The 23,166-nt window shown below is 66.1% G+C and carries 21 protein-coding genes and 1 tRNA gene; 1 reads left to right on the top strand and 21 read right to left on the bottom strand.

The window, feature by feature from the left end; genetic code table 11:
* Positions 1 to 77: 77 nt before the first annotated feature.
* The 8 genes from ABQ039_RS05400 to prpB all read right to left on the bottom strand — a co-directional run bounded on the left by ABQ039_RS05400 (position 78) and on the right by prpB (position 10,472).
* Positions 78 to 1,067, bottom strand: coding sequence for a nucleoside hydrolase (locus ABQ039_RS05400; protein WP_184611273.1), 990 nt, complete (start codon positions 1,065 to 1,067; stop codon positions 78 to 80).
* A gap of 106 nt (positions 1,068 to 1,173) precedes the next feature.
* Complete coding sequence (locus ABQ039_RS05395; protein ID WP_039523923.1) at positions 1,174 to 3,390, bottom strand: TonB-dependent receptor; 2,217 nt, start codon at positions 3,388 to 3,390, stop codon at positions 1,174 to 1,176.
* Between the two features lie 188 nt (positions 3,391 to 3,578).
* Positions 3,579 to 4,778: a 2-methylaconitate cis-trans isomerase PrpF gene (gene prpF, locus ABQ039_RS05390; RefSeq protein WP_046341950.1), complete on the bottom strand. Its 1,200-nt coding sequence runs from the start codon at positions 4,776 to 4,778 to the stop codon at positions 3,579 to 3,581.
* A gap of 93 nt (positions 4,779 to 4,871) precedes the next feature.
* A complete protein-coding gene (locus ABQ039_RS05385; RefSeq protein ID WP_202397434.1) occupies positions 4,872 to 5,165 on the bottom strand; it encodes a type II toxin-antitoxin system RelE/ParE family toxin in 294 nt (97 codons plus the stop codon).
* A gap of 20 nt (positions 5,166 to 5,185) precedes the next feature.
* Complete coding sequence (locus ABQ039_RS05380; protein WP_029220676.1) at positions 5,186 to 5,428, bottom strand: type II toxin-antitoxin system ParD family antitoxin; 243 nt, start codon at positions 5,426 to 5,428, stop codon at positions 5,186 to 5,188.
* Between the two features lie 91 nt (positions 5,429 to 5,519).
* On the bottom strand, positions 5,520 to 8,111 hold the full coding sequence (gene acnD / locus ABQ039_RS05375; protein ID WP_349778588.1) for a Fe/S-dependent 2-methylisocitrate dehydratase AcnD: 2,592 nt from the start codon (positions 8,109 to 8,111) through the stop codon (positions 5,520 to 5,522).
* Positions 8,112 to 8,345: 234 nt separating this feature from the next.
* On the bottom strand, positions 8,346 to 9,500 hold the full coding sequence (gene prpC / locus ABQ039_RS05370) for a 2-methylcitrate synthase (RefSeq protein ID WP_184611160.1): 1,155 nt from the start codon (positions 9,498 to 9,500) through the stop codon (positions 8,346 to 8,348).
* A 75-nt stretch (positions 9,501 to 9,575) separates the two neighbouring features.
* Positions 9,576 to 10,472 (bottom strand): methylisocitrate lyase, encoded by an 897-nt coding sequence (prpB, locus tag ABQ039_RS05365; protein WP_024938462.1) that lies wholly within the window; start codon positions 10,470 to 10,472, stop codon positions 9,576 to 9,578.
* A gap of 146 nt (positions 10,473 to 10,618) precedes the next feature.
* On the opposite strand from prpB, the gene prpR reads away from it, so the two are divergent.
* A complete protein-coding gene (gene prpR / locus ABQ039_RS05360; protein ID WP_184611162.1) occupies positions 10,619 to 12,220 on the top strand; it encodes a propionate catabolism operon regulatory protein PrpR in 1,602 nt (533 codons plus the stop codon).
* Positions 12,221 to 12,433: 213 nt separating this feature from the next.
* Here the strand turns inward: prpR and ABQ039_RS05355 are convergent, their stop codons facing one another.
* The 13 genes from ABQ039_RS05355 to rpmF form a co-directional block, all read right to left on the bottom strand.
* A complete protein-coding gene (locus tag ABQ039_RS05355; protein ID WP_054590844.1) occupies positions 12,434 to 12,760 on the bottom strand; it encodes a hypothetical protein in 327 nt (108 codons plus the stop codon).
* A 308-nt stretch (positions 12,761 to 13,068) separates the two neighbouring features.
* A tRNA-Val gene (locus ABQ039_RS05350) sits at positions 13,069 to 13,143 on the bottom strand.
* A 241-nt stretch (positions 13,144 to 13,384) separates the two neighbouring features.
* A complete protein-coding gene (locus ABQ039_RS05345) occupies positions 13,385 to 13,738 on the bottom strand; it encodes a PilZ domain-containing protein (RefSeq protein WP_024938459.1) in 354 nt (117 codons plus the stop codon).
* Complete coding sequence (locus ABQ039_RS05340; protein WP_039523908.1) at positions 13,735 to 14,694, bottom strand: DNA polymerase III subunit delta'; 960 nt, start codon at positions 14,692 to 14,694, stop codon at positions 13,735 to 13,737. Before ABQ039_RS05340 ends, ABQ039_RS05345 begins: the two co-directional genes overlap by 4 nt.
* On the bottom strand, positions 14,691 to 15,755 hold the full coding sequence (mltG, locus tag ABQ039_RS05335; RefSeq protein ID WP_184611164.1) for an endolytic transglycosylase MltG: 1,065 nt from the start codon (positions 15,753 to 15,755) through the stop codon (positions 14,691 to 14,693). Before mltG ends, ABQ039_RS05340 begins: the two co-directional genes overlap by 4 nt.
* A 60-nt stretch (positions 15,756 to 15,815) precedes the next feature.
* Positions 15,816 to 17,171, bottom strand: a complete 1,356-nt coding sequence (locus ABQ039_RS05330; RefSeq protein WP_104593985.1) for an aminodeoxychorismate synthase component I — start codon at positions 17,169 to 17,171, stop codon at positions 15,816 to 15,818.
* 181 nt (positions 17,172 to 17,352) lie between these two features.
* Entirely contained in the window at positions 17,353 to 18,588 is a 1,236-nt protein-coding gene (gene fabF, locus ABQ039_RS05325; protein ID WP_024938455.1) for a beta-ketoacyl-ACP synthase II, read from the bottom strand.
* A gap of 141 nt (positions 18,589 to 18,729) precedes the next feature.
* Positions 18,730 to 18,969, bottom strand: a complete 240-nt coding sequence (gene acpP / locus ABQ039_RS05320) for an acyl carrier protein (RefSeq protein ID WP_002814322.1) — start codon at positions 18,967 to 18,969, stop codon at positions 18,730 to 18,732.
* 155 nt (positions 18,970 to 19,124) lie between these two features.
* Positions 19,125 to 19,868, bottom strand: coding sequence for a 3-oxoacyl-ACP reductase FabG (fabG, locus tag ABQ039_RS05315; protein WP_016902515.1), 744 nt, complete (start codon positions 19,866 to 19,868; stop codon positions 19,125 to 19,127).
* Positions 19,869 to 19,950: 82 nt separating this feature from the next.
* On the bottom strand, positions 19,951 to 20,895 hold the full coding sequence (gene fabD, locus ABQ039_RS05310; RefSeq protein ID WP_184611166.1) for an ACP S-malonyltransferase: 945 nt from the start codon (positions 20,893 to 20,895) through the stop codon (positions 19,951 to 19,953).
* Between the two features lie 104 nt (positions 20,896 to 20,999).
* On the bottom strand, positions 21,000 to 21,782 hold the full coding sequence (locus tag ABQ039_RS05305) for a hypothetical protein (RefSeq protein ID WP_016902517.1): 783 nt from the start codon (positions 21,780 to 21,782) through the stop codon (positions 21,000 to 21,002).
* A gap of 60 nt (positions 21,783 to 21,842) precedes the next feature.
* Positions 21,843 to 22,820, bottom strand: a complete 978-nt coding sequence (locus ABQ039_RS05300; RefSeq protein WP_024938452.1) for a beta-ketoacyl-ACP synthase III — start codon at positions 22,818 to 22,820, stop codon at positions 21,843 to 21,845.
* Positions 22,821 to 22,910: 90 nt separating this feature from the next.
* On the bottom strand, positions 22,911 to 23,105 hold the full coding sequence (gene rpmF, locus ABQ039_RS05295; protein ID WP_003483870.1) for a 50S ribosomal protein L32: 195 nt from the start codon (positions 23,103 to 23,105) through the stop codon (positions 22,911 to 22,913).
* Between the last annotated feature and the right edge of the window lie 61 nt (positions 23,106 to 23,166).

Raw genomic sequence — 23,166 nt, 5'->3', positions numbered from 1 at the left:
ACTGCATCCCAAAGTACGGCCAATAAAACCACTGCGCTCGCCACCAAGCCGGCGCTCACCACATTTGATAGCCACTCCTAGCGCAACTGCAGCACCGTGCGCATATACAGGTCGATCAACGCCGGCTTGTCCGCGCGCAGGCAGGCCTGCACGTTCGGCGTGCCTGCGCCTTCGCGGGTGTAGCCCTGCGCATCGACGTCCAGATGCAACGGCGTGGTCGGGCACAGGTCGGGGCGCAGCAGCCAGGCCACCGGCACTGCGTCGAACAAGGTCGGCGTGGCGCTGGCCCAGGGCTGGTCGGTATTGCGCCACTGGTAATACAGCTGGGTGAGCGCATCGGTGAGCCCATCGCCGTGTGCAAACAAGGCGATGCGCTCGGGTTCTTCCAGCGTGATCTGGGTGGCGTCCAAGGGCAGCAACACGATCGGCACGCCGGCCGCAAACACCCGCTGCGCCGCCGGCACATCGGCCAGGATGTTGTACTCCGGTGCCGGCGCGCTGGCCGGACGATAGGCCGACTTGCCGTAGCCGACGCGTACCGACCCGCCCATCGCCACGATACGCTTGAGCTTGGCAAAGCCGGCCGGGTCGCGCTGCTGTGCCACTGCGGCGTCGGTCATCGGCCCCAATACCAGCAAGGTCACCTTGCCAGGGTGCAGGCGCGCCTGCTGCAGGATCATCGCCGCCGCATCCGGCAGCTTGCCGGGCAACTGTCCCCTGGCGGCCCAGCGCGCCTGGCTGAAGGGGATCGCGCTGGTGGTGCGTGCGCCCACCGCCAACGGAATCTCGCTGCGCCCGGCCTGCTGCAACAGGCGCTGCAGCAACTGCGCACGCACGCTGGTGTCGCCCCAGGCCGATGCGATGCCCAGCACATGCAGCTGCGGGCTACGCAGCAACAGCCCGAGCGCAAACGCATCGTCGATGTCGTCGCCGATATCGGTGGAGACCACCAGCAACTCGGAGGACGTCGACGTAGACGGAGACGTGGGCATTGGCGCCGGCTGCGCGGCAGTGGCGGCAGGCGTCTGCGCCCATGCCACTGCCGACGCACACCACAGCCCCAGCATCCACCACATGTTTCGCCATCTCCGCTGCATGCATCCACTCCTGCGACCATAAAAAAACCGCCGGCATGTTGGCCGGCGGTTCGATAGTGCTACACCACGACGCCGATCAGAAGTTGGCGCGGAACTGCGCACCGACGATGCGCGGGTCGTTGATGAAGCCGGTGAGGTTGTTGAAGTCGATCGCACCGGTCACGCGGATCTGGTTGGTGCAGTTGCGGCAGAACACCGACAACTCGTACGCGCCCGCACCCCAGTTGTAGCCGATCTTGGCGCCGCCTTCGACCAGCGGCTGGCCGGTGAACTCCTTGGAGTCGTACAGGAAGAAGTTCACTTCGCTGCGGTAGGACCAGTCGGTGTAGAAGAACAGCTCGCCGTCGTTGCCCATCGGGATGCCGTAACGCAGGGTGGCGTTGGCCATCCACTTGGCAGCCTGCGGCAGGTCGTTGCCGTCGATGATGGCATTGCCGGCCGCATTGAGCGGGTCGGTCACGGTGCAGGTGCGGCACACGCCCACCGACAGGGTCGGGTCGTCAATGCGGGTCCAGTTGTAGGCGCCGCCGGCGGTGACGCGCAGGTTCTGGGTGAGCAGCGCTTCGAAGTCGAACTCGGCGCCGCGCGCCTTGGTCTTGTCGGCGTTGAGCAGGCGCACGTCGTTGGAGACCCCGCCCACTGCGGTGAGCTGCTGGTTCTTGACGCGGAAATCGTAGATGTCAAAGCTCAGACGCGCGCGGTTGTCGAACAGGTCGGACTTGATGCCGATCTCGAACGAATCCACCGTCTCCGGCTCGGCCACGGTCAGCGGCGCGGTGCCCGAGGGCACGCCGAAGCTGGCGCCGCGGAAGCCGCGTGCGGCACGGGCGTACACGTTGACGTCGTCGTTGATGGCGAAGGTGGCCGCCAGATCGCCGGTGACCTTGGAGTTGTCGGTCTCGCCGCTGGACGGCTCGACCAGCGTGACGCGGTCCAGCGCCAGCACGTCGAAGGTCTTCTTGTCGTAGGTGTAGCGGATGCCGGCGCGCAGGTTCAGGCGATCGGTGGCCGCATAGTTCAACGAGCCGAACGCCGCCCACGAGGTGTTGCGCTGGCGGGTCAGCTGGTAGCTGGCCAGATCGCCGCCGCTGAAGGTGTTGTAGGTGTAGTTTTCGCCTTCCACGTCGTCGTGGAAGTAGTACAGGCCGGCCTGCCAGTTGAGCGGGCCTTCGTATTGCGATTCGGCACGCAGTTCCTGGCTGTACTGGTCCAGGCTCTTGATGCCGCCGGCGGTTTCCACCGGGAACGGAATCACGCCCGGGCCGGACGGCGGTGCGAACACCGCGCCGAACCCGCCGTCGATATCGCCGCGGCTGTAGTACTTGCCGATGCCTTCGTAGGCAGTGATCGAGTGCAGCGCGATGTCGCCCAGGTCCCAGGTCAGATTGGCGCTGCCGCCGTAGGTCTGCAGTTCCTGGTTGTTGGCGCCGTCGATGAAGGACTTCTCTTCGTCGAAGCCGTCCACCAGCTGGTTGGTACCGGGCTGGATGATGTTGGCGCGGAACAGCCGCGCGGTGCCGTCCAGGTGACGCGCATGCGCGTTGAACAAGGCGCTGAAATCGTCGCTGGCCTGGTACAGCAGCTGCAGGCGCACGGCCGAATCGGTATAGCCTTCCAGATCGCGGCCGTCGCGGTTTTCCACCCAGTCGTCGCGGCGCTGGCCCAGCGTGGACAGACGCGCCGCCCAATGGTCGCCCATGGCGATGCTCAGGCCGCTCTCCAGGGTCATGGTGCCGTAGGTGCCGTAGGACAGGCTGGCGTAGCCGTCATTGGCGCCGATGGCCGGCTTGACCGAGTTGAACTTGACCACGCCGGCCGGCGTGTTGCGGCCGAACAGCGTGCCCTGCGGGCCGCGCAGCACTTCCAGGCCTTCCAGATCGAAGATCGGGAAGCCCTTCAGGAATGCATTTTCCTGCACCACGTCGTCATAGATCAGCGACACCGGCTGCGAGGCATAGGTGTTGAAGTCGGTGTTGCCGTAGCCGCGGATGTACACGCGCGGGAACACACGGCCGTTGGACGATTCGATGTTGAGGCTGGGCGCCTTGCCCGCGAGCACGCGGATATCCGAGCCGCTGGTGGAGATGGCATCCAGGAACTCCGGACGCAGCACCGATGCCGAGACCGGTACGTCCTTGGAATCTTCCGAGCGGCGCTCGACCGTGACCTTGACCGCGTCCAGGCGCACGACACCGTCGTCGCCGGGCGCCTGCTGGGCAGCAGCATGGAGCGGAAGAAGGGAAGCAACGGCAACGGCGAGCGCGCTGATCTTGAGCGACCGGCTGGCGGACATGGGAAGACTCCGAATTCGGTTGGCGGAGCGGCCTGATCTGCATGCCGCGTTGCAACAGAATTAACACGATTTACACAAATTTGGCAGAGCGCGTGCGAAAAAGTTTTCCGAATTCGAAAAGGCGTTCGAATTAATGCAACACGCGCATGCAATTTGTGCGTTGGGGCCTGCCCGGTCTCAGTGGGCGATCAGCCACCCCCGGCGGCGTCGACCGGCACGCGCACCCAGCCTTCCATCAGCACCCGCGCACTACGACTCATCAGCGCCTTGGTTACCTGCCACTGGCCGTCCACCAGCTGCGCCTCGGCGCCGACGCGCAAGGTCCCGGAGGGATGTCCGAAGCGCACCGCAGAACGCGCCGCGCCGCCCGCTGCAAGATTGACCAGGGTGCCGGGCACGGCGGCCGCGGTGCCGATCGCCACCGCGGCGGTGCCCATCATGGCGTGATGCAACTTGCCCATCGACATCGCGCGCACCAGCAGATCGAGTTCGGCAGCGTGCACCGGCTTGCCGCTGGAGGCGGTGTAATCGGCCGGCGGCGCCACGAACGCCACCTTCGGCGTGTGCTGCCGCGTTGCTGCGTCTTCCACCTTCGCAATCAAGCCCATCCGCACCGCGCCGTGCGCACGCAGGGTCTCGAACATCGTCAATGCACGCGGGTCGCCATTGATCGCTTCCTGCAGCTCGGTACCGGTATAGCCCAGGTCGCGCGCGTTGACGAAGATGGTCGGGATGCCGGCATTGATCAGCGTTGCGGCGATCGTGCCCAGGCCGGGAATCTCCAGCTGATCGATCAGCTGGCCGGTGGGGAACATCGCCCCGCCCTCGCCTTCGGCATCGTCGGCCGGGTCGAGAAATTCCAGCTGCACTTCGGCCGCGGGAAAGGTCACCCCATCCAGTTCGAAGTCGCCGGTTTCCTGCACCTGGCCATCGGTCATCGGTACATGCGCCACGATGGTCTTGCCGATATTGGCCTGCCAGATCCGCACCGTTGCCACGCCGTCGCGCGGCACCCGCGCGGCATCGACCAAGCCATTGGCGATCGCAAACGGCCCCACCGCCGCCGACAGGTTGCCGCAGTTGCCGCTCCAGTCCACGAACGCGCTGTCGATGGACACCTGCCCGAACAGGTAGTCCACATCGTGCCCGGCACGCGTGCTGGCCGACACGATCACGCTCTTGCTGGTGCTGGAGGTCGCCCCACCCATGCCATCGATCTGCTTGCCATACGGATCGGGGCTGCCGACCACCCGCAGCAACAACGCATCGCGCGCAGGCCCGGGCTGCTGCGCGGCAGCGGGTAGATCCTGCAGGCGAAAGAACACGCCCTTGCTGGTGCCGCCACGCATGTAGGTGGCCGGGATGCGGAGTTGGGGGAGCGGGGTCATGGGCTTGGTCTATCTCGGTTAATCGTGATCACAGCGAAGACGCACTGACTGCGGCGCTGCCGGAGAGTTGAGGCAAAACTCGCGTCGAACCGCTCAGGCGTCGCCGCTCATCCACGCAGGAATGTCGCGCTGCATCTGCAGCACACGCCAGATGACGATGTCCGTGTCGCGTTCGATGTAGAAAATCAAATAGGGAAATCCCTTGAGTGGCCACACCCGCAGGTCCTGCAGCTTCAACAGCACCGCATGTCGGCTGGAACCGACACCCGGGTGCTGCATCAGCATCTTGACCGCCGACTCCAGCGCGTCGGCAAACGCCAGTTCCAGCGCGAGCCCGGCTTGTTCGCCATACCACGCAGCGGCTTCGTCGACGTCACGCAGCGCCAATGGGCGCCAGCGCGCCGGCTTCACTTGCTGGCAGCGCGTGCCTGCGCGCGCTCACGCATCTTGTCGAAGAAATCAGGCTCCGTTGCCACGGCCGGCCCGGAGTTGGCCCCATCTAGCAGCAACCCACGCAGCTGTTCCACATCACGTTGCTTGCGGATCAGTTCGCGCAGGTACTCGCTGCTGGAACCGTAGGCGTGCTCCTGAACTTGCTGATCGACGAACTGCTTGAGCTCGTCGGGCAAAGAGATATTCATCGTGGCCATGCGACCTCCTGATGGCAAAGATTGCCAAAGTGTGCGCGCCTGCACGGGTGGGTGCAAGCGGGCGACCTGGCGTCCTCGGGCGTCGAAGCCATCACGCTGCCGAGGCCTCAAGAAAATCCTGCGCAAACCGTTGCAACACGCCGCCCGCCTCGTAGATGGACACTTCCTCGGCGGTGTCCAGGCGGCAGGTGACCGGCACCTGCACCTGCTCGCCGTTGCGCCGATGGATCGACAGTGTCAGCGTGGCGCCCGGCGTGCGCTCGCCGACCACATCGAAGGTTTCGCTGCCATCGATGCCCAGCGTCTTGCGGTCGGTGCCCGGCTTAAACTCCAGCGGTAACACGCCCATGCCGATCAGGTTGGTGCGGTGAATCCGCTCGAAGCCTTCGGCCACGATCACCTCCACCCCGGCCAGACGCACGCCCTTGGCAGCCCAGTCGCGCGAGGAGCCCTGCCCGTAATCGGCACCGGCAATGATGATCAGCGGCTGCTTGCGCATCATGTAGGTTTCGATCGCCTCCCACATGCGCAGTACCTGCCCTTCCGGTTCCAGCCGCGTCAGCGAACCGGCGGTGACCTGTCCATCGATCACCGCCATTTCGTTGACCAGCTTGGGGTTGGCGAAGGTGGCGCGCTGCGCGGTAAGGTGATCGCCGCGATGGGTGGCGTAGGAATTGAAGTCTTCCTCCGGCACGCCCATCTGCGCCAGGTATTCGCCTGCCGCGCTGCCGGCCAGGATCGCATTCGACGGCGACAGATGGTCGGTGGTGATGTTGTCGCCCAGCACCGCCAACGGGCGCAGGCCCTGCAAACTGCGTGCACCGGCAAGCGCGCCTTCCCAGTACGGCGGGCGCCGGATGTAGGTGCTGGCCGGCCGCCAGTCGTACAACGGGCTCACCTGGATGCCCTGCCCCACGCTGCGCTTGAACATCGGGTCGTAGACGCTGCGGAAGTGCTCCGGCTTGACGCTGCGCGCCACCACCGCATCGATCTCCGCATCGCTCGGCCACAGGTCCTTGAGCGTCACCGCCACGCCATCGGCATCGATGCCCAGCACATCCTTTTCGATATCGAAGCGCACCGTGCCGGCGATGGCATAGGCGATCACCAACGGCGGCGATGCCAGGAACGCCTGCTTCGCATACGGATGGATGCGCCCGTCGAAATTGCGGTTGCCCGACAACACCGCGGTGGCATACAGATCGCGTTCGATGATCTCCTGCTGGATCGCAGGGTCCAGCGCGCCGCTCATGCCATTACAGGTGGTGCAGGCAAACGCGACGATGCCGAAACCCAGCTGTTCCAGCTCGCTCAGCAACCCGGCCTCTTCCAGGTACAACTGCACCGCTTTGGAACCCGGCGCCAGCGAACTCTTCACCCAGGGTTTGCGCGTCAGTCCGCGTGCATTCGCATTGCGCGCCAGCAAGCCGGCGGCAATGACATTGCGCGGGTTGGAGGTATTGGTGCACGAAGTGATCGCGGCGATGATCACCGCGCCATCGGGCATCTGGCCCGGCACGGCATCCCAGACGCCGGCAATGCCGCGCTCGGCCAGCTCGCTGGTGGCCACGCGCTTGTGCGGATTGGACGGCCCGGCCATGTTGCGCACCACGCTCGACAGGTCGAACTGCAGCACACGCTCGTACTGCGCTGTGACCAGGTCATCCGCCCACAGGCCGGTGTGGCGTGCGTAGGTCTCCACCAAGGCGATTTGTGCGTCCTCGCGCCCGGTCAGGCGCAGGTAATCCAACGTCTGCTGGTCGATATAGAACATCGCCGCAGTGGCGCCGAATTCCGGCGTCATGTTGGAGATGGTCGCGCGATCGCCGATGGTCAGCGCGCTGGCGCCGGCCCCGTAGAACTCCAGATAGGCACCGACCACACGTTGCTGCCGCAGGAACTCGGTCAGGGCCAGCACGATGTCGGTGGCGGTAATGCCGGGCGCCGGCCGGCCCAGCAGTTCCACACCGATGATGTCGGGCAGCCGCATCCACGAGGCGCGCCCCAGCATCACGTTTTCCGCTTCCAGCCCGCCCACGCCCACCGCGATCACACCCAGCGCATCCACATGCGGGGTGTGACTGTCGGTGCCTACGCAGGTATCGGGGAACGCCACGCCATCGAGCGTGTAGATCACCGGCGACATCTTCTCCAGATTGATCTGATGCATGATCCCGTTGCCCGGCGGAATCACTTCCATGTTTTCGAATGCGCGCTTGGTCCACTCGATGAAATGGAAGCGGTCGGCGTTGCGCCGATCTTCCACGCTGCGATTCTTGGCGAAGGCCTGCTTGTCGAAACCGGCGTATTCCACCGCCAGCGAGTGATCGACGATCAACTGCACCGGCACCACCGGGTTGACCTGCGCCGGGTCGCCACCCTGTTCGGCGATCGCATCGCGCAGCCCGGCCAGGTCGACCAGCGCGGTCTGGCCCAGAATGTCGTGACAGACCACCCGCGCCGGAAACCACGGAAAATCCAGGTCGCGCTTGCGCTCGATCAGCTGGCGCAGGTACGCCTCCAGCATCTGCGGTTCGGCACGCCGCACCAGATTCTCCGCGTGCACACGTGCGGTGTACGGCAGCCCTGCGTAGGCGCCGGGTTGCAGCGCATCCACGGCCGCGCGTGCATCGAAGTAGTCCAACGAGGTGCCCGGCAAGGGCTTGCGGTACTGGCTGTTCATGGCTGGCGATATCGAAGCGGGCGGGGGGTATTTCGGGATTCGGGATTCGGGATTCGGGATTCGGGATTCGGGATTCGGGATTCGGGATTCGGGAATCGGGAATCGGGAATCGGGAATCGGATTCAGGATTTCCGGCGTGTGGGGGGACTGCCATCTCTCGTTGCGGTTGCCATCGTCTGATCGCCTTCGTTGAGCGAAGGCGATCGGCAGATTAATCCAACCGCTGGCGCGTCCTCAGGAACGCTGATCCAGCGGTACGAAGATCTGATCTTCCGGGCCGGTGTAATTGGCCGAGGGACGAATGATCTTGCCGTCCATGCGCTGCTCGATGATGTGCGCGCTCCACCCAGCGGTACGCGCCAGCACGAACAGCGGCGTAAACATCGCCGTCGGCACGCCCATCATGTGGTAGCTCACCGCACTGAACCAATCCAGGTTGGGGAACATCTTCTTGATGTCCCACATCACCGTCTCCAGGCGCTCGGCGATGTCGTACATCTTGCGACTGCCCTGCTCGTCAGAGAGTTCGCGCGCCACGTCCTTGATCACCTTGTTGCGCGGATCGGACACGGTGTAGACCGGGTGCCCGAAGCCGATCACCACTTCCTTGCGTTCAACACGCGCCTTGATGTCGGCCTCGGCTTCGTCCGGGGTGTCGTAGCGCTTCTGCACCTCGAAGGCCACTTCGTTGGCGCCGCCGTGCTTGGGCCCGCGCAACGCGCCGATGCCGCCGGCGATCGCGCTGTACATGTCGCTGCCGGTGCCGGCGATCACCCGGCTTGCAAACGTGGAGGCATTGAACTCGTGCTCGGCGTACAGGATCAGGCTGGTGTGCATCGCACGCACCCACGAGTCCTTCGGCGCAAACCCGTGCAACAGATGCAGGAAGTGCCCGCCGATCGAGTCGTCGTTGGTTTCCACCTCGATGCGCTTGCCGTTGTGGCTGTAGTGGTACCAGTACAGCAGCATCGAGCCCAGCGAGGCCATCAGCTTGTCGGCGATATCGCGCGCGCCAGGATGATTGTGATCGTCCTTCTCCGGCTGCAGGCAACCCAGCACCGACACGCCAGTGCGCATCACGTCCATCGGATGCGCCGACGGCGGCAGCTGCTCCAGTGCGGTTTTCACTGCCGCCGGCACGCCGCGCAGCGAGCGCAGCTTGGCCTTGTAGCCGCGCAGTTCGCCGTTGTTGGGCAGCTTGCCGTGCACCAGCAGGTAGGCAATTTCCTCGAACTCGCTGGTGGTGGCCAGATCCAGGATGTCGTAGCCGCGGTAATGCAGATCGTTGCCGCTGCGGCCCACCGTGCACAGCGCGGTGTTGCCTGCAGCAGTGCCGGACAGTGCGACGGATTTCTTCGGCTTGAAGCCGGGATTGACGGTGTCGTTCATGCGATGCGCTCCCAAACGGTGTCGTGTTGCGGTGTCACGGATGAAGTGGCCAAACCTGCACGCAGCAAGGCGCGATCATGCGCCTTTGCGTGCAAACAACGCGTCCAGGCGCTGCTCGTAGCCGTGGTAGCCGATGCGCTCGTACAGCTCTTCGCGCGTCTGCATGGTGTCCAGCACGGCCTGCTGATGACCATCGCGCCGGATCGCGGTATAGACCGCCTCGGCCGCCTTGTTGGCCGCACGAAATGCCGACAGCGGAAACAGCTGGATCGCCACACCGGCCTGCGCAAGCTGGTCGCGCGTAAACAGCGGTGTCTTGCCAAATTCGGTGATGTTGGCCAGCACCGGCACGCCCACTGCATCGACAAACCGCTTGTAGGTGTCCAGGTCGTACGCGGCTTCGGCAAAGATGCCGTCGGCACCGGCTTCCACGCAGGCGATCGCGCGCTCGATCGCCGCATCCACGCCTTCCATCTGGATCGCATCGGTGCGCGCAATCAGGAAGAACGCCGCATCGGTCTTGGCATCGGCTGCCGCTTTGACCCGGTCGACCATCTCGGCCTGGCTGACGATCTCCTTGCCCGGCCGATGCCCGCAACGCTTGGCGCCGACCTGGTCCTCGATATGGCAGCCGGCTGCGCCCGCCTTGATCAGCGACTTGATGGTGCGCTCGATATTGAACGCGCTCGGCCCGAAGCCGGTGTCCACGTCCACCAGCAGCGGCAGCTCGCAGACATCGGTGATGCGGCGCACGTCGATCAGCACGTCTTCCAGCGTGTTGATGCCCAGGTCCGGCAGCCCCAGCGAACCGGCCGCTACACCGCCGCCAGACAGGTAGATGGCCTGGTAGCCGGCACGCTGCGCCAGCAGCGCATGGTTGGCATTGATCGCGCCGATCACCTGCAGCGGCGATTCGGCAGCCAGCGCAGCGCGGAAGCGCGTGCCGGCGGAAGCGGTGGGTGAGGACGTCATGGCGATTCCAGAGGTGGGATGCAGGACAAGGCGCAAATGGCATGCCAACGCCAAGTCATTGATTCGATTTGGCCAGAACGACACATATGTTGCAAACCTGCAACGCAACGCGCAGCATGCAACATCCTTGCAACGTGGCACCAACGATGCGCAGCCCCAGGTTTACCGAGCCGATGGAGCCCTCTCCACCGGTCATCTGGACCGTCAGCGTCTCTCGCCTGACCGGCCTGCTGGCCGACGTCATCCCCGAGTTCGACCAGCGCGCGCGCATCGAGCAGGTCAACCTTGGTTTTGCCGAGGCGGTGGAGGTCATCGGCCAGCGCCTGCGCCGCGAGCACTGCGACGTACTGGTCGCCGGTGGCTCCAATGCCGCCTATCTGCGTAGCCGACTCGCACTGCCACTGGCGCCGATCCAGGCCACCGGGTTCGATCTGATGGAAGCGCTGGCGCGCGCACGCCGCATCGCACCGCGCATCGGCGTGGTCACCCATGCCACCGACGTGCCCTCGTTCCGCGCCTTCCAGGACAGCTTTGACCTCGACATCGAGCACCGCCGCTTCGTCACCGCCGAAGACGCGCGCGACTGCATTGCCGACCTGCGCGCCAGCGGCATCCAGGTCATCGTCGGCACCGGCATGGCGATCGATTTCGCCGAGCAGGCTGGCCTGCCCGGCGTGCTGCTGTATTCGGCAGATTCGGTCCGCCTGGCGCTCGAACACGCCATCGCGCTGGGTACCACACCCGGCAACGAGCGCGGCGGCAGCCGCACCGGCACGCGCCGGGTGCGGCGCACCGACGCATTGCTTGGCGAAGACGCCGCAATCGCGCAGGTGCGCGAGCTGGTGCAGCTGTACGCCCCGCATCCGGGCACCGTATTGATCAGCGGCGAGACCGGCACCGGCAAGGAACTGGTCGCGCGCCAGTTGCATGCCGGCAGTAGACGACGCGGCCGTTTCGTCGCCATCAACTGCGGCGCCATCAGCGAATCGCTGCTGGAAGCGGAATTGTTCGGCTACAGCGACGGCGCCTTTACCGGCGCACGCCGCGGCGGCCATGTCGGCCTGATCGAAGCCGCGCAGGACGGCACGCTGTTTCTCGACGAGATCGGCGAACTGCCGATGCCGCTGCAGACACGCCTGTTGCGCGTGCTGGAAGAGCGCGAAGTGCTGCGTGTCGGCGCCACACTGCCGGTCGCCGTCGACGTACGCGTCATCGCCGCCAGCCTGCAGCCATTGCAGGCCCTGGTCGAACAGGGGCGCTTCCGCCGCGACCTTTTTTATCGCCTGGCAGCGTTACGCATCGCCCTGCCGCCGCTACGTCATCGCCCCCACGAGATCGCCTTGTTGCTGGCACATTACTTCCAGCAACTCGGCGCGCTGCCGTCGCCATTGTCTCCAGCAGCGCTGCAGCGGCTGCAACAGCACACCTGGCCGGGCAACGTGCGCGAACTACGCAACCTGGTCGAACGCCTGTGCATCCACTGGAAGGCCCAACCGCACGACAGCCTGGACCTGGATCAAATGCAACGCTGGGCACCCGAGCTGTTCGACATGCGGATTGACGGCAGCGTGGCGGCCCCCGAGCACAGCGATCTTGCAACCTCGCGCATGCAACTCACTGCCGCAGCGGTCCGCGCCGCGCTCGATCGCGCAAACGGCAATCGCGCCCTCGCCGCCCAGGCGCTCGGCGTCTCGCGCACGACGTTGTGGCGCTGGATGCAGGCGCACGCGTCGGCATCGCCTGCTTGAGATGCAGCTGCGGGCTTTGGCTTGCGCGCTCGGGCCGCAAGCGCAGACGTTGGTCGGCGAGTCGTCAGCACGCAAGACTGGCGGTCGGCGGCGACCGGTCATGCGACACGATCACACGACAGGGTCGGCGCGACGTTGGTGATGCGATCCCGCCGCAGATGCAGCACGCCAGCACGCCACCCAGCACTCACCTAGTGAGCGAGCGCGCAGCGATCACTTGACCCGCGTGTATTCGGTATCGCCCGTGCTCAGGTGCCCGGTCGCCTGGTCGATCGCGTAGTTGACCGTGCCATCGGCGTTGGATACCTGCAGCACGCCCTTGTTCAAGATCGCCGGATGATTCCTGGTCTTGACGCCACCGCCCAGCAGCTCCGGCGTGGTGTCTCGAATGATGAAGCTCTCGCCGTTGTGCTCGATGCTGAGCACGTTCTTCTCCGACCTCATGTTGACCCACTTGCCCACGTACTGCTCGCCCACGTCACGGGCACAGCCCGCCAGCAGCATCATTGCAACCAGGGCACTTCCAAGCAGCGCCTTCATCGCCACTCCTTCTTCAACGCGGGGGATTGCAGGATGGCGATTCGTTCCCGAGCCTGCAACAAGCAGGCACAACCGGATGAACACGGCTGTCAGCGACTTGAACAAACCCCTGAGTCGACAGGCTCCGTACTTCGCTCGCACGGATATCGTGACAACGGCCATTTGACGGCGCGGCCCAGGTCCACACGACCACGTCAGCCAAACCAGGCGCCCATGGCTTCGCCCGCCCCTGCAGGACAACAAAAAAGCCGGCACATGGCCGGCTCCTTTCTTCTCGCGCTGGAACCCTTGCTGTTGCTGGGTTTCGATGGTGGGCGGTACAAGGTTCGAACTTGTGACCCTTGCCGTGTGAAGGCAATGCTCTACCGCTGAGCTAACCGCCCGATGACGCGAGCCGCACATTATAGGGCAGCGGCGGCGATCGTCAACAGGTTCATCCACTGCGATGATGATGCGGTCGAAAACGCCGCGTTCCGATGACCGGGCGCGGCATTCGCGCTAGCTGGCAGCGATGACGCGGCGTTCGATTCGGCGCCGTTCAAACGCCCGATACGCAGCTTCGATGCCCCGCGTCCAACACGACGGCGATCACGCGCACCCGCACCCGCCTCACACCGCATGACCTCACATCGTATGCGTCGGCTTGTCCGAGGTCGTCAGGCCCGCCAGCAACATCTCGATCTTGTTGCGCACGCCTTCGCCTTCCGGGCCGTCCGGGAACTGCACGCCGATGCCGGCGGCGCGGTTGCCCTGCGCGCCGGCCGGGGTGGTCCAGACCACCTTGCCGGCCACCGGCAGGCGTTCGCTGGAGTCCGGCAGGGTCAGCAGCAGGAAGACTTCGTCGCCGAGCATGTAGCGCTTGGGCGTGGGCACGAAGATGCCGCCGCCTTTCACGAACGGCATGTAGGCGCTGTAGAGCGCCGGCTTGTCCTTCAACGCCAGCGACAAGATGCCCTGGCGTGCATTCATTGCACTCATCGAGTTCCCCTAGAACGTGCCGGACGCTCTCCCTCGCGCCAGGCCAGCAACAATTCCGTCACCGCCAGATCGGCGCGGACGGTGGTGCGCAGCAGGTCGCGGGTGCGATTGGCAGCGTCGAACCAGGTCGCCAGCTTGTGCAACCGCGATGGATCGGTCAAGCCGGCCGATGCCTGTGCCAGCGCAAGGTCTGCAGCGTGGCGCAGACGTTGGTCGGCCTGGCCGTCGTTGGTCCAGCGCTGCGCGATATCCACTGCGCTGGCGCGCCCGGCGGCGATCTGCTCCAGGTCCTGCGCCACCGCGCGGCGCACCGCCAGGCCATCCTCGCGCAGCCACTGCGCCGCAAGCCCCGGATGACCGCGTGCGGCATCCAGCGCTTCCTGTGCAGCCCGTTCGTCGACACCTTGCGACAGCAGCCAGGCCAGCGCCTCGTGCGCGGGCGGCAGCTTGAATTCCAGACGCTGGCAGCGGCTGCGGATGGTCGCCGGCAGGCGCGCCGGCTGCGCGCTGATCAACCACAGGTAGCGCCCCGGCGAGGGTTCTTCCAGCGTCTTGAGCAAGGCGTTGCAGGCGGCGCGATTGATCGCATCGGCCGGGTCGACGATCACGATCTGGGCAATGCCGTATTGCGGGGTCAGCGACAGCTTTTGCGAAATCTCGCGTACCTGCTCGATCACGATCTCGGTGCGCAGCTTGTCGCCGGTGCGGTTGGGAATGAACGAGATCAGCTGCAGGTCCGGGTGGGTTCCGGCCGCGATCAGCTGCCGGCTGCGCTGCGCCAGCGCCGGGTCCGGCGAACTGGCCAGCACATGCTCGGCCAGCGCCAGCGCCACCGCACGCTTGCCCAGACCATCCGGCCCGCAGATCAGCAGGCCGTGCCCGAGCCGGCCGGCGTCCAGTGCCGCCAGCGTCTGGTCGTAGGCGCGCTGCTGCCAGGGTGAAAACGCAGTGGTCATGGAGTGGACTCCGGTTGCGGCAGGCGACGGCGCTGCAGGTAACGCGCCACCGCGGCATTGTGTTCGGCCAGGGTGGCCGAGAACGCATGCGCGCCGGTGCCATCGCCGACCGCCACGAAGTACAGGGCATTCCCCGGCGCCGGACGCACCGCCGCCAGCAAGGCCTCACGGCCGGGCATGGCGATCGGCGTCGGGGTCAGGCCGCTACGGGTGTAGGTGTTGTACGGCGTATCGGTGGTCAGGTCGCGGCGGCGGATATTGCCGTCGTAGCTGCTGCCGATGCCGTAGATCACGGTGGGGTCGGTCTGCAGCTTCATGCCCAGCTGCAGGCGGCGCAGGAACACGCCGGCAATCAACGGGCGCTCCGAGCCCAGCGCGGTTTCCTTTTCGATGATCGAGGCCAGGATCAACGCCTGTTCCGGCGAGCCGAGCGGCAGATCCGGCGTGCGCTGCTCCCAGGCCTGCGCCAGCGCCTTGTCCATGGCCAGGTGGGCACGCTTGAGCACGTCCAGATCGCTGTCGCCGCGCTGGTAGAGATAGGTTTCCGGCAGGAAGCGCCCTTCCGGGTGCTGGTTGGCGAACCCCAGCCGCGCCATCAACGCCGCATCGTCCAGCGCAGCGATGGATTGCTGCAGCGGCGTGGCGGTGGCGATCGCGGCGCGCAGCTGGCGGAAGTTCCAGCCTTCCACGATGGTGAAGCGGTACTGGATCACCCGGCCCTGGCGCATGCGTTCGAGCAGCTCGCGCGGCGACAGCGCCGGCGCCAGCGCGTATTCGCCCACCTTGAGCTTGCCGGCCGCATCGACCTGGCGCGCGAGCAACTGCCATTCCAGATCGGTGCCCTGCGCCACGCCGGCGGCGCGCAATTTGCGCAACGTGGCCTTGAGCGAATCGCCGGGCGCAATCACCACGCTGGGCGCGCTCGCGCTCACCGGTGTCTCGGCAAAGTGCAGGTAATGCCGCCACGCCACCAGCCCCGCAATGGCCAGCAGCGCCACGAGCAACAGGGCCGTGCCCAGCACAGCCAGACATCCACGTTTGCCAGTCACCGCCACACGCACCTCGTCATTGCCCCAGCGCCGCGCAGGATACCGCGCGCCGGTGATGTCCCGTTGAAGCGCTCATGCCTGGTCCAAGGCGCGCAGCACGCCGCGCGCCTTGGCGCGGGTCTCGTCCAGTTCGCGCTGCGGGTCCGAATCCACCACGATCCCGGCGCCGGTGCGGAAATGCACCTGCTCCCCGGCCACCTCGGCGGTGCGGATCAGGATATTCAGATCCATGTCGCCGTCGCGATTGAGCCAGCCGAATGCGCCGGTATAGGCACCCCGCGCGGTGCGTTCGAGCTCGGCGATGATCTGCATACAGCGCACCTTCGGGCAACCGGTGATGGTGCCACCGGGAAACACCGCGGCGATCGCCTCGCCCGGAGTGACGTCGGCGCGCAGACGGCCGCGTACATTGCTGACGATGTGGTGCACGTGCGCGTAGCTTTCCACGCCCATCAGCTCGTCCACCTCCACCGTGCCGGGCGCGCAGATGCGTCCCAGGTCGTTGCGCTCCAAGTCGATCAGCATGACGTGCTCGGCGCGCTCCTTCGGATGGCCGACCAGCTCGCGGATGCGTGCGGCATCGTCGTCGCCGGCAAAGCGCGCGCGGGTGCCGGCGATCGGGCGCGTCTGCACCACATCGCCCTGCACCGACACCAGCCGCTCCGGCGAGGAACTCACCACCGCACGTCCTGCCGCGACGAACAGGCCGGCAAACGGGGCGGGATTGGCCGCGCGCAGGCGCGCATGCAACGCCGCCGGATCGACCGCCGCGGCAAACCTCGCATGCCAGGCGCGCGAGATATTGGCCTGGAACACATCGCCGGCGCGCAGATAATCGAGTACGCGCTCCACTGCATCGGTGAAGCGCTCCGGCGCGTCCTCGTCGACAGCCAGTGGCCCGACCCAGCCGGGCAATGGTGGCAATGCGGCGCAGGCGGCGATGTCCTCGACGATGCGGGTCAGCAGATCCTCGCGGCCCGGCTCGGCCAGCGCGATGCAGCGGCCTTGCACCCGGTCGCGCAGCACCGCGGCAGGCGCACGCAAGGCCAGTGCGCTCGGCAGGCCATCGCTGCGCGTGGGCAACTGCAGAATCGGTTCGACCTGCGCGGCCAGTTCGTAGTCCAGCAATACCGCCCAGCCGCCGCGAAACGGCCAGGGGCTGGTCGCATCGTGCGGCACGCGCTCGGCTTGCCAGGCGGCATCCAGTGCCTGCAGAAAGCCGCCGTCCAGCACGCGTCCATCGCCGTCGCGCGTGCGCCCATCGGCATCCAGCCGCAGGCGTGCGCCGTCTGCAAGCAGCAGCACATCCCAGCGACCGTGCGCGGTGCCGGAGGCGGTGGATTCGAGCAGTGCCGGATACCGCTGCGGCGCCAGCCGATGCAGCGCCAGCAGGTCGATGTCGGCGTGCAGGGGTCTGGTGAGCGTCATCGGCCGGTTGGGCGTGGGGTGCTAAGAGGCGCCGCCCTGCGAGAGAGGCAGGGCACACATGAAGAGAAGGATCAGCTCGCGGAGCGACGTTCGGCCGCGTACACGCGCCCTGCCCGACCGCCGTAACCTGCGTGCGGCGTATACCGCGAAGCATTGTTCGCGGTACACCAACGCCGGGACGTCAGACGCGCTTGAACACCAGCGTGCCGTTGGTGCCGCCAAAGCCGAAGCCGTTGGACATCACCGCATCCACCTGCACCTCGCGCGCCACGTTCGGCACGTAATCCAGATCGCAGCCTTCGCTGGGCTCTTCCAGATTGATGGTCGGCGGAATGATGCCGGTATGCAGCGCCATCACCGAGAAGATCGCTTCCACGCCGCCGGCCGCGCCGAGCAGGTGGCCGGTCATCGACTTGGTCGAGCTGACCATGGTCTTGTAGGCGTGGTCGCCCAGCGCGCGCTTCATCGCCAGGGTTTCGGCCAGATCGCCCAGCGGCGTGGAGGTGCCGTGCGCGTTGAGGTAGCCGATCTGCTCGGGATTGAGCTTGGCATCGCGCATCGCCGCAGCCATGCTGCGCGCCGCGCCTTCGCCGTCTTCGCTGGGCGCAGTCATGTGGAAGGCGTCGGAGCTGGCGCCGAAGCCGACCAGTTCTGCATAGATACGTGCGCCACGCGCCTTGGCGTGTTCGTACTCTTCCAGCACCAGCACGCCGGCACCGTCGCCCAGCACGAAGCCGTCGCGCTGCTTGTCCCACGGACGCGAGGCGCCGGTCGGGTCGTCGTTGCGGGTGGACATGGCCTTCATCGCGCAGAAGCCGCCCACCGAACTCGGCGAGGAGCCGCGCTCGGCGCCGCCGGCCAGCATCACATCGGCGTCGCCGTGCTGGATCATGCGCATCGCGGTGCCGATCGAATGGTTGGAAGTGGCGCAGGCCGATACGGCCGAGAAGGTCGGGCCTTTCAGGCCCTTGATCAGGCTCACCTGGCCCGGCAGCATGTTGATGATGGTGCTGGGCACATAGAACGGCGAAATCTTGCGCGCGCCGCCCTCATGGAATTTGATGGTCTGCTCTTCGATACCGAGCAGCCCGCCGATGCCGGAGCCGAGAATGGCGCCAACGCGTTCGGCATTGCTTTCGTCGATTTCCAGGCCGGAGTCGTCCAGCGCCATGAACGAGGCACCGACACCGTAATGGATGAACGAATCCATCTTCTTGACGTCCTTGGCGGACACAAAAAGCGTGGGGTCGAAATTCTTGATCTCGCCGGCGATCTTGGTGGTGAACTGCGAGGCATCGATCTGCGTGATCGGGCCGATGCCTGAGCGCCCGTGGATGATTCCATCCCAGCTGGTGGCCAGATCATTGCCTAGCGGCGACACCATGCCCATGCCGGTAACGACAACACGACGACTCATTGCAGATCTCCTCACCGCGGAACGGACGGTGCTTGCAGTTTGCGGATGACGCTTGAAAAACACAGGGCCGCATCAGCGGCCCCATGGAATGTCTGACGCAGCAGCGGCTTGACGCACGCCACCGCCGTCAGGAACAACGCATCAGCTCTTGACGTGAGCCTTGACGTAGTCGATCGCCTGCTGGACCGAGGTGATCTTCTCAGCCTCTTCGTCCGGGATCTCGCACTCGAACTCTTCTTCCAGCGCCATCACCAGCTCGACGGTGTCCAGCGAGTCGGCACCCAGGTCATCGACGAACGATGCGCTGGTGGTGACTTCCTCTTCCTTGACGCCGAGTTGTTCGACGACGATTTTCTTGACGCGTTCTTCGATGGTGCTCATTGGGGATATCGCTCCAGATGGAGTAGTGGTGGTACGAAAAAAACGCCATCGGGCTGCGATGGCCGCGTTGGATAGTGTAGTGGAAGCGACCGAGCCTTGCATTGCATCACAAGTCCCGGCCGATCAGCCACTTAGCGCCTCCCGGCGCCGCACGCTCACGGCATGTACATGCCGCCGTTGACGTGCAGGGTCTCACCGGTGATGTAACCGGCGCTCGGGCCGGCCAGGAACGCCACCGCGTTGGCGATGTCTTCCGGCGCGCCCAGATGCCCGAGCGCGATCTGCTGCAGCAGGGCGGCCTTGGCCTCCTCCGGCAGCGCCTTGGTCATGTCGGTATCGATGAAGCCGGGCGCCACCACATTCACGGTGACCCCGCGCGAGCCGATTTCCTTGGCCAGCGACTTGGAGAACGCGATGATGCCGGCCTTGGCCGCAGCGTAGTTGGTCTGGCCGGGGTTGCCGGTCACGCCCACCACCGAGGCGATGTTGACGATGCGGCCCTTGCGCGCCTTCATCATGCCGCGCATCACCGCCTTGGAGGTGCGGAACACGCTGGTCAGGTTGGTGTCGATGATCGCCTGCCAGTCGTCGTCCTTCATCCGCATCAACAGGTTGTCGCGGGTGATGCCGGCATTGTTGACCAGGATCGAGATCGCGCCGAACTCCTTGCCGATCGCATCGATCAGGCCATCGACCGCCGCAGCGTCGGTGACGTTGAGCTCACGGCCGTGGCCGCCCTGGGCAGCCAGGCGCGCGCCGATCGCCGCAGCGCCGGAGGCCGAGGTCGCGGTACCGATCACGGTGGCGCCCTGGGCGGCCAGCGTGTCGGCGATGGCCGCGCCGATGCCGCGACTGGCACCGGTGACGAGGGCGATCTCGCCCTGCAGAGGCTTGCTCATGAATGCTGTTCCTCGAGTGGGGAGCTCGCGACCGCAGCCGCGAACGATGAGGGCTGCCGGCAGCGCCGGCAGGTGCGTCGAATCAGTGCGTCCACGCCTCGAGCGCGCCGGCGTAATCGCCAGGCGTGGCCAGCGGACGGGCGTCCAGGCTCTTGTCGATGCGCTTGATCAGCCCGCTCAGCACCTTGCCGGGGCCGCATTCGGCGACCCGGGTGATGCCCTGGGCGGCCAGCGCCTGCACGCAGCCGGTCCACTGCACCGGCAGGTACAGCTGCTCGGCCAGCGCCTGGCGGATCGCATCGCTGCCGGTGTGCACGCGCGCATCGACGTTCTGCACCACCGGAGTCTGCGGCGCGTGCCAGCTCAGCCCGGCCATCGCTTCGGCGAGCTGGTTGGCGGCATCGCGCATCAACGGGGTATGCGAGGGCACGCTCACCGCCAGTTTGACCGCCTTGCGCACGCCGCGCTCGGCCAGCAGGGCCAGCGCGCGATCCACCGCCGCCGCATCGCCGCCGATCACGATCTGACCGGGCGAGTTGAAATTGGCCGGCACCACCACCTGGCTGCCTGCCGCCTCGGCACAGACCTCCAGCACCAGCGCATCCTCGGCGCCCAGCACCGCCGCCATCGCACCGACACCGGCCGGCGCGGCGGCCTGCATGAACTGGCCGCGCAGCCGCACCAGGTGCGCGCCGTCGTGCAGCGACAGCGCGCCGGCAGCGACCAGCGCGGTGTATTCGCCCAGGCTGTGCCCGGCCAGGACCGCCGGGCGCTGCCCGCGCTGCGCATTCCACAGCCGCCACACCGCCACGCCGGCGGCCAGCAAGGCCGGCTGGGTGTATTCGGTGCGGTTGAGCATCTCTTCCGGGCCGCCCTGGGACAGCGCCCACAGGTCGACGCCGGCGCCTTCGGAGGCTTCGGCGAAGGTTTCGCGGATCTGCGGATGCAGCTCGGACAGTTCAGCCAGCATGCCCAGGGACTGCGAGCCCTGGCCGGGGAACACGAAGGCGAGAGTGGATTCGGTCACGCGTTGCTGCCTACAAAAATCGAGCCGGGATGATACGTGCGAAATCGCCCCGGCGTCTGTACTGCCGCGTATGCAAGGCCCGTCCGGCGCGACCGCCGGCACACTTACAGCAAGGCGTTGAGCAGGTCCATTTCGCCATCGGCGAGCCAGTCCACGCACATCACCAGCACCAGCACCACGGCCAGGGAGGTCGCCGCGTGAATGGCTAAAATGGCGCGCGCCAGCGCCCCGGCCGAGCGCCCCAGGCGACCGGTGAGCTGCGCAAACCGCTGCAGGCGCCCGGTCACCACATGCGCATGCGCCGCCACCGCCGGGCCGGCCGCATCGAAGGCGCCCGTCATCAACCGCTGCAGCACCTCGCGGCGGCCGCGGTAATACTTGGCCACGCCGTAGCCGAACACCAGCCAGTCGCGCGCCTGGGCCTGGGCCAGGTCCATCACTTCCAGCGGGTCTTCTTCGAAATCGATGAAGCCGACCGCCTGCCCGTCGAAGGTCATGTTGCGCGGAAGTGGCTGGCCGAAGTACGCGCCATCGCGATGGGCAGCGGCAATGGCGGCCACTGCCAGCGCGATCAGGCGGTCGCGCTCGGGCGCGTCGGCCTCGCGCAGGCAGCTGGCAAAGGAACGGCCGTTGTCGCTGAGCACCAGGGCCGCCTGCCCGCAACCGACCACGCGCGGCACATTCACCGCTTGCGCCTGCAGTTCGCCGAGCCGGCGCGCTTCCAGATCGCGCGCGGCATCGCCGCCACGGTGCGGCGGTGGACGCAAGGCGTCCAGGCCCCAGCGGCGGGCGACGAAGTTGAGTGCTCCGAGCGAGACCGCCCGGCTGTCACGGCGGTACTGCTTCAGCCAGACGCGCTGTCCGGCGATGACGATGGGTTCTGCCATAACGGGTCCGTCCCTGACGCTGTCAGGCATCGCCGGCGGACACGGCGCTGCCTGCGGAACTCAGTAGCGCAGCAGCGCCGAGCCCCAGGTAAATCCACCACCGAACGCTTCCAGCAGCAGCAATTGACCCCGCTGCACGCGGCCGGAGCGTACCGCTTCGTCCAGTGCCAGCGGCACCGAGGCCGAGGAGGTATTGCCGTGGCGATCCACGGTGACCACCACCTGCTCCATCGGCAGATCCAGCCGCTTGGCGGTGGCTTCGATGATGCGCAGGTTGGCCTGGTGCGGGATCAGCCAGTCCAGGTCGTGCTTGTCGTAGCCATTGGCGGCCAGGGTCTCGTCGACCACCGAATCCAGCGCCTTGACCGCGTACTTGAACACGTCGTTGCCCTTCATCAGCAAGGCGCCGCCGCCGTTCTTGCCTTCGCCGAAGCCCACCGACACGCCGACCGGATCCCACAGCAGCTCTTTCTTGCTGCCATCGGCATGCAGATGGGTGCTGAGGATGCCGGTGTCTTCGTCGGCCTTGAGCACGACCGCGCCAGCGCCATCGCCGAACAGCACGCAGGTGGTGCGGTCGGTCCAGTCGACGATACGGGTCAGGGTTTCTGCGCCCACCACCAGCACGGTCTTGGCGTCGCCGCTGCGCACGAACTTGTCGGCCACGCTGAGCGCGTAGACAAAGCCCGAGCAGGCGGCGTTGACGTCCATCGCGCCGCACCCGACATTGCCCAGCCGCGCCTGCAACAGGCAGGCAGTGGACGGGAAGATCAAGTCCGGCGTGGTGGTGCCGACGACGATCAGATCGAGCTCATCGGCGGTGACGCCGGCCGCTTCCATCGCCTTCAGCGAGGCGAAATACGCCAGGTCGCTGGTGGTCTGGTCGTCGGCGACGATGTGACGCTCACGGATACCAGTGCGCGAGAAGATCCATTCATCGCTGGTGTCGACGATCTTGGACATGTCGTCGTTGGTCAACACCTTTTCGGGCAAATAGCTACCCGTGCCCGCGATTCTGGAATAGATCCGCTTGCTCATACTGTTCCCTGTTGCAAGAGCCGCGGTGGTCGGCGGCTCCGGAAGAAGCGAGGGTCACCCGGCAGCGTCGAACGCGCCGGGTGCCACGAATCAATCTTCTTGGACGGCCGACGACTTGGTCGCAATCACCTTCTTGCCACGGTAGTAACCGTCAGCGGTGATGTGGTGGCGCAGATGGATCTCGCCGCTGGTCGGATCGGTCGACAGCTGCTTGGCGGTCAGGGCATCGTGCGAACGACGCTGGCCGCGACGCGACGGGGTAACTCGGGATTTCTGCACAGCCATGGGATTGCTCCAACTTAAGTTCGATAACTTGTCTGTCGAGTCGAACAGGACGCTTCACGCC

Origin of the sequence: Xanthomonas sp. WHRI 6108, from assembly GCF_040202385.2 — a bacterium.
In the GTDB taxonomy this organism is placed as follows: domain Bacteria; phylum Pseudomonadota; class Gammaproteobacteria; order Xanthomonadales; family Xanthomonadaceae; genus Xanthomonas; species Xanthomonas arboricola.
Note: the sequence above shows the minus strand (reverse complement) of the source record. Positions and strands in the feature narration are given on the sequence as shown.